11 protein-coding genes are annotated in these 12,233 nt (G+C 57.9%); 6 read left to right on the top strand and 5 right to left on the bottom strand.

All coding sequences use genetic code 11. From position 1 onward, the window contains the following. Position 1 precedes the first annotated feature (1 nt). Both terL and HMPREF0178_RS07940 read left to right on the top strand, forming a co-directional pair. Positions 2 to 1,591 (top strand): phage terminase large subunit, encoded by a 1,590-nt coding sequence (terL, locus tag HMPREF0178_RS07945; RefSeq protein WP_009368251.1) that lies wholly within the window; start codon positions 2 to 4, stop codon positions 1,589 to 1,591. Positions 1,592 to 1,825: 234 nt separating this feature from the next. Beyond that, positions 1,826 to 3,046 (top strand): DUF935 domain-containing protein, encoded by a 1,221-nt coding sequence (locus tag HMPREF0178_RS07940; RefSeq protein WP_009368250.1) that lies wholly within the window; start codon positions 1,826 to 1,828, stop codon positions 3,044 to 3,046. Between the two features lie 66 nt (positions 3,047 to 3,112). On the opposite strand, the gene HMPREF0178_RS07935 is transcribed toward HMPREF0178_RS07940, so the two are convergent. Then, positions 3,113 to 3,415 carry a DUF6506 family protein gene (locus HMPREF0178_RS07935; RefSeq protein ID WP_009368249.1) on the bottom strand — a complete coding sequence of 101 codons (303 nt, stop codon included), beginning with the start codon at positions 3,413 to 3,415 and terminating at the stop codon, positions 3,113 to 3,115. 331 nt (positions 3,416 to 3,746) lie between these two features. On the opposite strand from HMPREF0178_RS07935, the gene HMPREF0178_RS07930 reads away from it, so the two are divergent. Both HMPREF0178_RS07930 and ahcY read left to right on the top strand, forming a co-directional pair. Further along, positions 3,747 to 4,676, top strand: coding sequence for a metalloregulator ArsR/SmtB family transcription factor (locus tag HMPREF0178_RS07930; protein ID WP_009368248.1), 930 nt, complete (start codon positions 3,747 to 3,749; stop codon positions 4,674 to 4,676). A gap of 24 nt (positions 4,677 to 4,700) precedes the next feature. Then, complete coding sequence (gene ahcY, locus HMPREF0178_RS07925; protein WP_009368247.1) at positions 4,701 to 6,128, top strand: adenosylhomocysteinase; 1,428 nt, start codon at positions 4,701 to 4,703, stop codon at positions 6,126 to 6,128. Between the two features lie 239 nt (positions 6,129 to 6,367). On the opposite strand, the gene HMPREF0178_RS20950 is transcribed toward ahcY, so the two are convergent. From HMPREF0178_RS20950 to HMPREF0178_RS21495, 4 genes are all read right to left on the bottom strand, one after another. Continuing rightward, a complete protein-coding gene (locus tag HMPREF0178_RS20950) occupies positions 6,368 to 6,496 on the bottom strand; it encodes a 4-hydroxythreonine-4-phosphate dehydrogenase PdxA (RefSeq protein WP_009368245.1) in 129 nt (42 codons plus the stop codon). 639 nt (positions 6,497 to 7,135) lie between these two features. Continuing rightward, on the bottom strand, positions 7,136 to 8,140 hold the full coding sequence (locus HMPREF0178_RS07920) for a site-specific integrase (protein ID WP_009368244.1): 1,005 nt from the start codon (positions 8,138 to 8,140) through the stop codon (positions 7,136 to 7,138). Then, on the bottom strand, positions 8,137 to 8,442 hold the full coding sequence (locus HMPREF0178_RS21500) for a helix-turn-helix domain-containing protein (RefSeq protein WP_157134911.1): 306 nt from the start codon (positions 8,440 to 8,442) through the stop codon (positions 8,137 to 8,139). Before HMPREF0178_RS21500 ends, HMPREF0178_RS07920 begins: the two co-directional genes overlap by 4 nt. Next, complete coding sequence (locus HMPREF0178_RS21495; RefSeq protein ID WP_157134910.1) at positions 8,417 to 8,695, bottom strand: hypothetical protein; 279 nt, start codon at positions 8,693 to 8,695, stop codon at positions 8,417 to 8,419. Before HMPREF0178_RS21495 ends, HMPREF0178_RS21500 begins: the two co-directional genes overlap by 26 nt. A gap of 399 nt (positions 8,696 to 9,094) precedes the next feature. Between HMPREF0178_RS21495 and HMPREF0178_RS20440 the strand changes: the two genes are divergently transcribed. Together HMPREF0178_RS20440 and HMPREF0178_RS07905 are read left to right on the top strand one after the other, a co-directional pair. Then, positions 9,095 to 9,565 carry a hypothetical protein gene (locus HMPREF0178_RS20440; RefSeq protein WP_009368242.1) on the top strand — a complete coding sequence of 157 codons (471 nt, stop codon included), beginning with the start codon at positions 9,095 to 9,097 and terminating at the stop codon, positions 9,563 to 9,565. After that, a complete protein-coding gene (locus HMPREF0178_RS07905) occupies positions 9,562 to 12,225 on the top strand; it encodes a hypothetical protein (protein WP_009368241.1) in 2,664 nt (887 codons plus the stop codon). Before HMPREF0178_RS20440 ends, HMPREF0178_RS07905 begins: the two co-directional genes overlap by 4 nt. Positions 12,226 to 12,233 lie beyond the last annotated feature (8 nt).

The raw sequence follows: 12,233 nt of genomic DNA, 5'->3' as shown, positions 1-12,233 counted from the left end.
CATGCGCGGAAAGCGCCGGAACTCCCCCGAGCTTCCGGACGCCTCTGCCGGGACACCGGAGGAACGCCGGGAACGGGCCCGGCAGGACTTCACCTTCTTCCGGCGGGCGTATTTTCCGCATTATTGCCTCGTCGGGGGGGATTCCCGGCTTCACGAATGGCTGGATGCGGAACTGCCCCGCATGGCGGATGCGCCCGAAGGCGTGCGGCTGGCGATTGCGGCCCCGCGCGGGGAGGCCAAGAGCACGTTCGTTTCGCTGTTTTTCGTGCTGTGGGCCGTGCTGACCGGGCGCAAGCACTACATTTTGATCATAGCCGACGCGCTGGAGCAGGCCGCGTCGCTGTTGGGTGCGGTCAAGGACGAACTGGAGTTCAACGAGGCGTTGAAGCGGGATTTTCCCGGGGCTGGCAAGGGGCACGTTTGGAACGTGGGAACGGTGGTCACGCCGGGGAACGTCAAAATCCAGGCGCTCGGCGCGGGCAAGCGTATGCGCGGGTTGCGGCACGGGCCGCACCGTCCGGATCTGATTGTCCTTGACGATCTTGAAAACGACGGGAACGTGGACAAGCCGGAACAGCGCGACAAGCTCCAGTCGTGGCTTCAGAAGACGGTACTCAATCTCGGCGCGGCGGACGGGAGCATGGATGTGGTCTATGTCGGTACGCTGCTGCATTACGATTCCGTGCTGGCCCGCACGCTCCGCAAGCCTTTGTGGAAGGCCCGGACGTTCCGTTCCATCCTGCGCTGGCCGGATCGGATGGATCTTTGGGATGAGTGGGAAAGCCTTTTGTCGTCGCGCGGCGAGGCGGAGGCCCGGCGTTTTTACCGTCAGCACAGGGTGAAGATGGAGGCCGGGGCCGAAGTGAGCTGGCCCGCGTCGCGCCCGCTGTATCGGCTCATGTGCCTCCGTGCCGAGGATCGGGAGGCTTTCGATTCCGAGCAGCAGAACGATCCCTTGTCTGCAAACGAGGCGCCGTTCAACGGGTGCATCACCTTTTGGGTGGACCGGAGCCGGGATTGGCTCCTGTTCGGAGCGGTGGACCCGTCGCTCGGCAAACAGGGCGCGGGGCGTGACCCTTCCGCGATCCTCGTCGGCGGCTTCCTCCGCGGGAGCATGACGCTCGACGTGGTGGAGGCGAGCATCCGCAAGCGGCATCCCGATCGCATCATTGAGGATGTGATTGCCCTGCACGATGTGCATCATCCGTTGCTTTGGGGCGTGGAAGCCGTGCAGTTTCAGGAGTTTTTCGCCCATGTCCTGGTGCAGCGGGCGGCGGAGCGCGGGATTGCCCTGCCGGTGCGGCCTCTCGTCAACAGCGCGGACAAGCTGCTGCGCATCGAGTCGTTGCAGCCGCACATGGCGCAGGGGCGGATCCGGCTTCATGTCTCCCAGCAGGCGCTCATCGATCAGTTGCGGCATTTTCCCCGGGCCGCTCATGACGATGGGCCGGATGCGCTCGAAATGCTTTGGCGTCTGGCATCCACCGGATTCGTCAGCATGGGCGACGCCTACATCCGGATGCCGCTGGAAAGGGAGTGGGGCGATGACGGGGAGGATGGAAGATGGGGAGGGGGGAGGGGCCCCTTCTGAAGAAGGCTTCCCCTCCCAAACCTGCTGGCGCGGCTCGCGTCCCCTATCCCCTCGAAGCCTTTCGGCTGGTGGGGAGGCGGCCCGGTGGGAGTACCGTTGGATGGGGATGGGGCAAGGTGCGGCAGGTTTTTACGGTGAAAGAAGCTGTTCCATAAAGGCTGTGAACCGTCAAACGGGATTGCGGGCTTTACGGGCTGAGTCAACGCGGCGGCTTTGGGGCCGTTGGAGGCATTCATGAAAAAGATACGGCGATTGCAGACGCAGGGGGAAGGCCCGCGCATGTTGGCGTTGGAGCCGCAGATGAACCTGACGCACGGGCTGACCCCGAAGCGGCTGCGGAACATTCTGGAACTTGCGGATCAGGGGGACATCCTTGAACAGCATTTGTTGTTCGCGGACATGGAAGACCGTTGCGAGCATCTCGCGGCGGAAATGGGCAAGCGCAAGCGGGCGCTGCTGACGCTGGATTGGGAAATTCTGCCGGGCCGCGCCAACGATGCGCGGGCCGCCCAGATTGCGGCGGCGGTCCGGGAGCAGTTCGATGCCGTCAACGGTTTTGAAGACTTGTTGATGGATCTGGCGGACGGCATCGGGCACGGGTTTTCCGCCTGTGAGATCGAGTGGGACTATCGGCACGGGCTGCATCTTCCCGCCGCCTTCCATTTCCGCCCGCAAAGCTGGTTTCAGGTTTTGCGGGAAGACAGGAACCAGCTGCGTCTGCGGAACGGCAAGCCCGACGGGGAAGAACTCTGGCCTTTCGGCTGGATCGTGCATACGCACCGCTCCCGATCCGGTTGGCTGCCGCGCTGCGGGCTGTTCCGCACGGTGGCGTGGGCGTATCTGATCCGCAGTTATGCGCTGGAGGCGAATATCCGCTATGTGCAGGTCCACGGCCTGCCGTTCCGGCTCGGGAAGTACCCGCCCGGCAGCCGGGAGGAAGATCGGCGGGCGCTGTACAACGCCCTGCGGACGCTCGGGCAGGATGCGGCGGGCATCATCCCGCAAGGTATGGATATCTTGTTTGAAACCCCCGCGTCCTCTTCGCAGGATCTGGCGGGCGCATTGATTTCGCGTTGCGAGCTCGGCATGAGCAAGGCCATCCTCGGCGGCACGCTGACCTCGCAGTCCGACGGGGCCGCCAGCACCAACGCCCTCGGGCGCGTGCACGATCGGGTGCGCCGCGACCTGACGATTTCCGACGCCATGCAGATAGCGTCCACGCTGTCGCGTCAGCTTCTCGCTCCGTTGGCCGTGCTGAACTGCGGCGTCAGTGATCCGCGCCTGCTGCCGTGGTTCCGGTTCGATACGCGGGAGGCCGAGGACATCGCCACGTTTGCGCAGGCGCTCCCGGCTCTGGCCTCGGTGATGAAGATTTCGGCTCGCTGGGCGCACGACAAGCTCAAGATCCCGGAAGCCGAAAACGAAAACGATATATTGGGGGCCTGGAGGGCGTGACGCCGTCCCTCCCATAAAACGGAAGCCCGTCTTCGGAGAGAAGACGGGCTTTATCATGCGCTGCGATCATGCCTTGGCGAAGAACTGCCTGAATAGCTCATCCTGCTCCGGGTTGTGGACGACATAGCCCACGGCGACCTTGTTCCCCGTAGCGGCAATGATCTTGTCGGCCCATTCCTTTCCGAACGCTCCGCAGACCTCGATAGCACCCACGCCGTCCTCTGCGCAGGCCACGGCCCGCTTGAGGGCTTCCTCGAAGCTGGTGACCGTAAAAATGTAGCTGATCATATGTTCCGTCTCGAATACGGCGGTATCTTTGGCTGTGTCGAACTCTTTTCCCATGAGCAGGAATGCGAATTTCTTTTTCATGCGGCCTCCATCGGCTCTTTGCTTTTCCCTGTCATAGCAGGAAAACCCTGTCTCTCACAATGCGGCCCGTGCCCTTTTCTCCGGTGGTACCGTCACCTTGCCCGCTGTTCCCATAATCTTCCGCTGGAACGAACTCCTGTGGCGTGGCCTCCCCATTTGATGAAAGTCTTGGGAGAGGAGAGGGTGGGGTTTGGGGAGGGGGAGGAGAAGCCTTTCTTCAGAAAGGTTCTCCTCCCCCTCCCCAATTTTTCCCCTCTCCTTGACTATATGAAGATTTCTTTATATAAAACCATCCGTTCATCTTGATACATCTGTAACCCTTTGAAACCGCATGTCCAACGCTATCCGCTATTTCAAGGCACTGTCCGACGAAACCCGGTTGAGGCTTACCTATGTTCTTGAACGGTATGAACTTTCCGTCAATGAACTGGTGAGCATCCTCGAAATGGGCCAGTCGCGGGTTTCGCGCCACCTCAAGATCCTGACCGAAGCGGGGCTGCTTTCCTCGCGCCGGGACGGGCTGTGGGTGTTTTACTCTTCTGTGAAGGAAGGGGAGGGCGCCGCTTTTCTGAAAGCCGCCATGCCCTTTCTGGACGAAGACGCCGAAATGCGCGCGGACGTGGAAATGGCCGCCAGGATCATCGAGGACCGGGCGCTCAAGACGCGGCAGTTCTTCAATACCATCGCCGAACACTGGGATACCCTGAGCCGCGAAGTGCTCGGCGGGTTCGACCTCGCCGGGGCCGTGTGCGACACGATGCCCGAAGGCTGCGATACCTCGGTGGATCTGGGGTGCGGGACCGGGATCGTGCTGGAACGGATGCGTGGGCGCGCCCGGCAGATCATCGGGGTGGACGGTTCGCCGAGGATGCTGGAGCTTTCCCGGCGGCGCCTTGCCGGGGTGGAAGGGGAACCCGAAGGCGTCTCGCTGCGCATAGGGGAACTCAGCCACCTTCCGCTGCGGGACTGCGAGGCGGATTTCGCCAGCATCAATATGGTGTTGCACCACCTGTCCAACCCGGAGAATGCCCTTGCCGAAATCCGGCGCGTGCTGCGTTCCGGCGGGCTGCTCGTGGTGGCGGATTTTGATCGGCATACTCAGGAAAGGATGCGTCTGGACTACGGGGATCTGTGGCTCGGATTCGATGAAGCGACCATGTCGAGGCTGCTGCACGCGGCGTCTTTCGAGGTCGTTTCCACTGCCCGTTACCCCGTGGAACAGGGGCTGGCGCTCAATCTCACGCTGGCCCGACGCCTGTAACATACCAACTTTATGGAGACACCCATGTCCAACGCGAAGCCTCTCGATCTGTCGCTGCCCTATCAGGTGGCGGATATCAGCCTTGCCGACTTCGGCAAGAAGGAAATGCAGCTTTCCGAGCGCGAAATGCCCGGCCTGATGGAACTCATCCGCCGCTACGGTGACAAGAAGCCCCTCAAGGGTTTCAAAGTCATGGGCTCGCTGCACATGACCATCCAGACCGCCATGCTCATCAAGACGCTGTACGAGCTCGGCGCGGATATCCGCTGGGCGTCCTGCAACATCTTCTCCACGCAGGATCACGCCGCGGCCGCCATCGCGGAACTCGGCTACGCCAAGGTGTTCGCGTGGAAGGGCGAAACGCTTGAGGATTATTGGTGGTGCACGGAAATGGCCCTGACGTGGCCCGACGGTTCCGGCCCCGATCTCATCGTGGACGACGGCGGCGACGCTACCCTGATGATCCACCTCGGCGTGGATGCGGACCGCGATCCTTCCGTGCTCGACAAGCCTTGCGATTCCAAGGAAGCCCGCGTTCTCATGGATCGCATCATACTCGGCCACAAGACCAATCCCGGCCACTGGACCAAGGTGGCGGCGAAGGTGCGCGGCGTGTCCGAAGAGACGACCACCGGCGTCCACCGCCTGTACCAGCTCTCGGAACAGGGCAAGCTGTTGTTCCCGGCCATCAACGTGAACGACTCCGTGACCAAGTCCAAGTTCGACAACTTGTATGGTTGCCGCGAGTCCCTCGCCGACGGCATCAAGCGTGCTACCGACATCATGATCGCGGGCAAGGTTGTGGTCATTGCCGGGTACGGCGACGTGGGCAAGGGCTGCGCCCATTCCATGCGCGGCTTCGGCGCCCGTGTGCTCGTGACCGAAATCGACCCCATCTGCGCTCTTCAGGCCGCGATGGAAGGCTTTGAAGTGACCACGATGGAAGACGCCGTGAAGGAAGGCGACATTTTCGTCACCTGCACCGGCAACTACCACGTCATCACCGGCGAGCACATGAACAACATGAAGGACGAAGCCATCGTCTGCAACATCGGCCATTTCGACAACGAAATCGAAATGACGTGGCTTGAGGAAAATCCGGCCAACAAGCGCATCCAGATCAAGCCGCAGGTGGACAAGTGGGTACTGCCCAACGGCCGCTCTCTGATCATCCTCGCCGAAGGCCGCCTCGTGAACCTCGGCTGCGCCACCGGCCACGCCAGCTTCGTCATGTCCAACAGCTTCACCAATCAGGTGCTGGCCCAGATGGATCTCGCCGCCACGGATCACGAAGTGAAGGTGTACACGCTGCCCAAGAAGCTTGATGAGGAAGTGGCCCGTCTGCACCTCGCCCGCCTCGGTGTGAAGCTCACCACGCTCACCGATGAGCAGGCTGCGTACATCGGCGTCTCCGTCGACGGCCCGTTCAAGTCGGATCTGTATCGTTATTAAGATTGTGGATATTGGAGGGGGCGGGAGAAACTTTCTCTAGAAAGTTTCTCCCGCCCCCTCCAAACCTCCCCCCACCCTCTTCAAAGAGTTTCGACCTTATCGAATCGCTGTTCGTCATTTTTTCTGGTCCTCCAGATTGAAAAACAAGGAACTCACGGCCTGACAGACTGTGAGTTCCTTGTTTATTGGGGATGAGGGAGAGGCATTATGAATGTCCGGTTTGATGCCGGATCAGAGGTTCATGCTTTGGGCGCGGACATCTGGGCGGCGATGCGGATGGCTTCCTCCGTCGCCTTGGTCTTAGCGATGCCCTTTCCGGCGATGTCGAAGGCCGTCCCGTGTTCGGGCGTCGTAATGGCGTAGGGCACGCGGCCAGCTCTTTCGTTAAGCACTCGACTATACGACTAGCGGAAGAACGGGCAGCGTAACGCCTCCGGAGGGGATGAAGGGCATGGGACGATACTATGCCCTTTCTTTTCGCCCGAAGACCAGCGCCGGGAAAGAACGCGCTCACCCACACCAAACCTGCGGCCTTTTGGGGGTGTGCTTTATGCCATCTCAGAAGGGGTGCAATCCGGCCCTTCTTTCTTGCTGCTGGCCTTTATTTTTTAGAAGGGGCGCTGGCTGAACATGCCGAGGATTGTAGCGTATTGCGGGAGCAACGAAGGGAAGAAGAAAAACCGGCAACGAGGGAAAGCCTTGTGTGTCCGTATGTTGCTGTATTTTTCCAAAAGGGGAGCAAAATTTCCTAGCCGTAAAAAGGCCGTGCGGACAGTTTGCGGACAGTACGGAAAAAGGGGTTACATCTTTTGATGTAACCCCTTATAATCTCTGGAGCCAGCACGCGGATTTGAACCGTGGACCTACTGATTACGAAGTCTCGTATTTTGTCTCCAAATATGAAGCCTGAAAACACTATCTTATGGAAATAAAATATGTTTATTTTTTATCCGTGCAGCAATACTTGATCAACCTCTGAAAAGCTGTCCGCAAATTGTGGACAATTTTTACAGCGATATGTTCTGGCACGGAATCACTGACAACGCGGAGCGCTGGCGGCGAACTGTGATGTGGGCATAGATTTCTGTCGCTTGCCGATCCGTATGTCCCAACAGTGCCCCGATGGTATCAAGGTCGACCCCGTGATCTTTCAGGAGCGTTGCGAACGTATGCCGGAGCTTATGCAGGGAGAGTTCAGGGTATCCGCCAGCAACAAGGGCCGCTTTTGCAATGTGCGTTATGCTGTCCGGATGTTGCCACTTGTCAAAAATACGGCCCTTTTTCTTTATGCCGAGTGCGACAAGGACCGCCTTGAAAGTGGGGTGCAGAGGATACCAGCGGGAAAGGTTCGATTTTGAAGTGCTGGCGCTTATATAGTACATATCCTTTTCAAAATTGATATTTTCCCACCGGAGCCCCCAAAGTTCAGATCTGCGCCTACCTGAGAATATGTAAGCCGTCAGCAAGCGCCGCTCGTCAATATCAGTAATCCGCTCTAAGAATGCGGCGATCTCTTCCGAGGGGATGAACAAAGGTAGCTCTTTCCGTTCCTTTAATTTTTTATATCCATGAAACGGGTTTGTTTTTAGATAGTTCCAGTCGACGGCCTTGTTCATGACGGCGCTTGCGTGCCGGATGTAGTTGTTGATTGAAACGGGCTTGCATCCTTTGTTTTTTGCTACCAGCAGATCTAGATGCTTTTTAGAGAGGGCAGAAAGAGGAAGGGCGCGGGGAACGACAGCCAAGAGCTTATGCAGGGCAAGCAGGTTAGCTGAAAGCGTTTTCCGTGATTCCACGGCATCCTCCGCCCAATGTTCGTATTCATCTGCAAAATCACCGAACGTCATTTCAATGACAAGCGGAGCTCCGGCAAGGTGTTCGTAATACCGTTTGCGGATCTCCCTGAATCGCGCCATCGCCTCAGTTTTATCTTTGGTCTTGAGGCTGACCCGTTTTCTGTTGACCTCGCAGTACCAATTCTCGCCACGCTTGAATGGATCGCGAAGACTCATTTTTCAAATATCCTGCATATTTCATCAACCCTCTTTTTCCCGGGCTGATAGAGATCAAGGGAGCGCAAAGAGACACGCCACTGTCCACCAGGGGTTTTTCTCGCCTCTATGCGTCCCTCTTTGCAGTACCTACGCATGGTCACGACAGATACGCCGATTTCGCGTGATGCTATAGCCAACGGGATACAAAAGCTCTTTGCGGACATGAGAAACCTCCGCCGCGCAAAGTAGGCGTTTTTCGCCTCTCTGTAAAGTCTTTTGTAGGGAGAATTTAGCCTATTCCTTATTCTCTTTTTCTTCATACTTTTTGCATACGCGCCAAACGAGGTCGGGATATGGAATACCTAAAAATGTTGATATTCCATATGCTTCTCCCATCGTAAGGCGTCTCGGTTTCCCTTGGCTAAGAGGATCTCGAATCCTACGCCAGATTCGGCCGCCATCTTCGCCAAAAAAGCTATTTCCAAAGGTTAAGTGGTTCATGTTTCTTTTTTGTAGTTCCAAAATGACCTCATCAACAAACATACGCTCGAAGTCGTCAAATGATTTTTTCATAGAATCAGTATAAGGAAAAAAACGCCTAGTAAAAGTGCCTCTTTTGTCCTTGACCTCGTGGGCGAAAAACGCCTACAAGTGGCGTATGAAAACGAATGCATACGACCATAGTATCCGGTTCCTGTCCAAAGTTCACAAAAATTACACAACCATGTCAAAATATTTAGGATTAAAGATTAGGGGGTTCAGACAATTACGCAATAAGGAAAGTCCTTCACGTTCCGCACGGATTCGCATCATTTTAGGCGCAAAAGCGACATACCTCCGGCTGCTCATTAGTGAATTGCGCGAAATGGGAGCACTTTCCGACAGGGCACTCAGCAAGGCAAACCGGAGCATTAAAGATAGGCTCAAACAGGATCAGGCGTAACCGGACTATCAGGTCAAGGAGGTTTATACATGGTCATGGTGTCCGAACTTGCGCTTTTGGATCTGAAAGACGCGCTCAAGCTGGCATTGGTGCAAAGCGGAAAGACTCCGCTTGAAGTCGCTCGGGAAATGGGGTGGTCGGCCCACCACGCAAAACAGGTTTTCGGCCTTAACGACTACATCCCCTCGGCGCGGGCTTTTCCGGCCCTGTGCCGCGTTTTGGGAAACGGCATTCTTTCGGACTGGCTTGTGGCAAGCGTCAACACGCTTCCGGCGGGCGGTCATGAAATCGGATGTGATGAGCTTATGATCCGGCTGAATGAGTTCTTTGTTTTGCTCGGCGAGGCATCAAAGGAAGGGCTTGCCGACATAGCGGATATGAAGCTCGAACCAGCGGAGATCCGGGCTATGATCTTGCTGCTGATGAAAAGCGTGTCTCATGGGCTGGAAATGATTTCTGACTTGCGCCTGACGGAGCGCAAACTTGCGGGGCAGTCATGAGGCAGGACATAAGCCCGGACATGGTTGTCCAAGCCCTGCTGCGGGACGGCGTGTTGGGCTTCCGCGACAAGGGCGCGTTCCTGCGTGAAGGGGTTTGCCCCAACTGCCAAAAGAAAAGCCTGTTCGTCCGGAAGGCGGAACCGTGGCAGGTCATGTGCAGCCGGGAAGTGAACTGCGGCTACACTGAAAGCACGAGGAACCTCTTGCCGGAGCTCTTTTCCGAGTTCGCCAAAAAGTACCCCCCGACAGAGGAAAACCCGCGGGCGACGGCGGATGCCTACCTCGGGCTTGACCGCGGGTTCGATCTCGGGCGCATCCGGGGCTGGTATGAACAGGAAACGTACCAGATGCGCGGCTCGGGCAGGATGTTCCCCACGGTGCGCTTTTACCTTGATCCCGCACACAGCCGATATTGGGAAAGGCTCATCGGCGCGACCAAGGCGGACAAGCAGAAAGCGAACTTTGGGGGCAGAAAGAAACAGGACGGCACGCTCTACGCCGGGGATGCCTGGACGCCCTCGGGCCAGACGCTGGAAAAGGGCGACCGTGTTTACATCGTGGAGGGCATCTTTCACGCGATCGCCCTGTTCCTCAAAGGCTACAAGGCGATCGCGTGCCTTTCTTCCGGCAACATCCCCGTCCACGTCTTTGAGGAACACAAAGGAAAGGGCATCGTCTGGACGGTTGCCCTTGACCGGGACACCCTGAAAAAGGACAAGCCCCGGCGTTTCGTTGAGAAGCTGCGGGAGCTGGAGGAAAAGGCCGAGGTATGTATCCCCCCGGACGCCCGGGATTGGGACGATCTCTACCGCGCCGACTGCCTCTCCAAAGAGTTCATGGACGCGGGGCTCTACAGGGGCACGCTCTACCTGTGCGAGACGGCGGACGAAAAGGCGTACCACATATACGTCCACGCCTATCGGAAAAACCGTCTGGCCAAGTTCACCATGGACTTTAGAAATCGGCTCTATTCCGCCGAGGTCAAAGAGGATTTGCAGAAGACCCTTGAAAAGGAAGCGCAGGACGATCCCGAGATGAAGCTGGAGATCCTGCGCACGGAGCACGGGAGGGATATTTTCCGCCTGTGCTGCGACCTCAAGGAAATATCCAACATCCTCCCCACGTTCCTCTACATTGAGAACAACGAAATCTCGGGGGAAAAGTTCTACGTGTTCGAGATCGCCTATGCTTCCGGGATGCCCAAAGAGATCGTCAAGCTGGACGGGCAAGCCCTGATAGACCCGAAGTCCTTTTTCAAGGCCATCATTTCCAAGACCTGCGGCGGCACGTTCACGGGATCGGCGGGAAACCTCAAGTATCTGGTGGACCGCTGGCTCGGTACGCGCATCCCCACCATCGCCTCAGTGCCGTATATCGGCTATGTCCCGAGCCTCGGGGCGTATGTCTTCAATGAGCACGCCTACAGCGCGGGCAAGGAGATCAAGCTCAACGAGTATGAATATTTTGAAATCGGGAAAGCAGGCATCAAAACGACGCTTTCCAATTTCAAGATAGACACGACCGGGGAGTTCAACCCCGGCTGGCTGCACGATTTTTTCAGGGCGTTCCACTGGCAGGGCATGACCGTCCTCGCGTTCTTCCTCGGTTCGCTCTTTGTGCAGCAGATACGGCATGAGCAGAAATCTTTCCCGTTCCTTGAGCTCACCGGGGAACCGGGCGCGGGCAAGTCCACCTTGCTCGAATTTTGCTGGCGGCTGCTCGGACGTGACGAGTACGAGGGGTTTGACCTCTTGAAGGCGACGCAGGCCGGGCGGCGTCGCGCCTTTTCGCAGGTGTCGAACCTTCCTGTGGTCCTCATCGAATCGGACCGCGATAACGGCGAGAAGGACGCCAAGCAGCGCCAGTTCAGTTTCGACGAGATGAAGCCATTCTTTAACGGTCGCGGCACGGGAACGCTCGGCGTGGCCATGCGCGGCACGGGCACGGAGGAACATCTTTTTCAGGGAACCTTGATCATTTCCCAGAACGCGGGCGTGGACGGCTCGGAAGCCCTCCTGCAGCGTATCGTCCACTGCCACGCCGACAAGAAACACCACGTCCCCGGCACGCGGGAGATCGCCCGCTGGTTCGAGCAACAGAAGACGGCCACGGTTGCGGGGTTCCTCCGGGTGGCTCTGAAAAACGAGCGTATGCTGCTGGATACCTACCGGGCGGCCTTTGCGGAGCTTGAAGCCCGCTTTTCCCGTTCCGAGCTGCAAAACGAGCGTATCATCAAGAACCATGCGCAGGTGGCCGCGTGTGGCCATGCGCTGGCTACCCTTTTCCCGGAAAGGGATCGGAGTTTCGTTGAAGGGCTGGACGCCTACATCCTGAGCCGGGCCGTGGAGCGGGAAAGCCGCTTGCGCGCCGATCACCCGCTGGTCGAACAGTTCTGGGATCAGTTCGATTACCTCAACGGGATCGGGCCGGACAGAGGCAGGCCCGACCGCCTGAACCATTCGTCTGATGAGGCGCTTGTCGCCGTCAACCTGAATCACTTTATGGAACTGTCGCGGAGCGCTGGCCAGCCGCTTCTTGACATGCAGAGCCTCAAGAAACTGTTGCCCAACGGCAAGCGTCACAAGTTCATCAACAACCAGAGCGTGAGGAGCAAGCATGACGACCGGATCATCCGGTGTTGGGTCTTCACAAAGAAGTAACTGAGGGA

The organism is Bilophila sp. 4_1_30, from assembly GCF_000224655.1.
Taxonomy (GTDB): Bacteria; Desulfobacterota; Desulfovibrionia; order Desulfovibrionales; family Desulfovibrionaceae; genus Bilophila; species Bilophila wadsworthia.
Note: the sequence above shows the minus strand (reverse complement) of the source record. Positions and strands in the feature narration are given on the sequence as shown.

What these genes read in the sequence shown, in the direction of transcription:
- terL (WP_009368251.1), top strand. Translation starts at nt 2, where the DNA reads ATGCGCGGAAAGCGCCGGAACTCCCCCGAGCTTCCGGACGCCTCTGCC.
- HMPREF0178_RS07940 (WP_009368250.1), top strand. Translation starts at nt 1,826, where the DNA reads ATGAAAAAGATACGGCGATTGCAGACGCAGGGGGAAGGCCCGCGCATG.
- HMPREF0178_RS07935 (WP_009368249.1), bottom strand. Translation starts at nt 3,415, where the DNA reads ATGAAAAAGAAATTCGCATTCCTGCTCATGGGAAAAGAGTTCGACACA.
- HMPREF0178_RS07930 (WP_009368248.1), top strand. Translation starts at nt 3,747, where the DNA reads ATGTCCAACGCTATCCGCTATTTCAAGGCACTGTCCGACGAAACCCGG.
- ahcY (WP_009368247.1), top strand. Translation starts at nt 4,701, where the DNA reads ATGTCCAACGCGAAGCCTCTCGATCTGTCGCTGCCCTATCAGGTGGCG.
- HMPREF0178_RS07920 (WP_009368244.1), bottom strand. Translation starts at nt 8,140, where the DNA reads ATGAGTCTTCGCGATCCATTCAAGCGTGGCGAGAATTGGTACTGCGAG.
- HMPREF0178_RS21500 (WP_157134911.1), bottom strand. Translation starts at nt 8,442, where the DNA reads ATGAAGAAAAAGAGAATAAGGAATAGGCTAAATTCTCCCTACAAAAGA.
- HMPREF0178_RS21495 (WP_157134910.1), bottom strand. Translation starts at nt 8,695, where the DNA reads ATGAAAAAATCATTTGACGACTTCGAGCGTATGTTTGTTGATGAGGTC.
- HMPREF0178_RS20440 (WP_009368242.1), top strand. Translation starts at nt 9,095, where the DNA reads ATGGTCATGGTGTCCGAACTTGCGCTTTTGGATCTGAAAGACGCGCTC.
- HMPREF0178_RS07905 (WP_009368241.1), top strand. Translation starts at nt 9,562, where the DNA reads ATGAGGCAGGACATAAGCCCGGACATGGTTGTCCAAGCCCTGCTGCGG.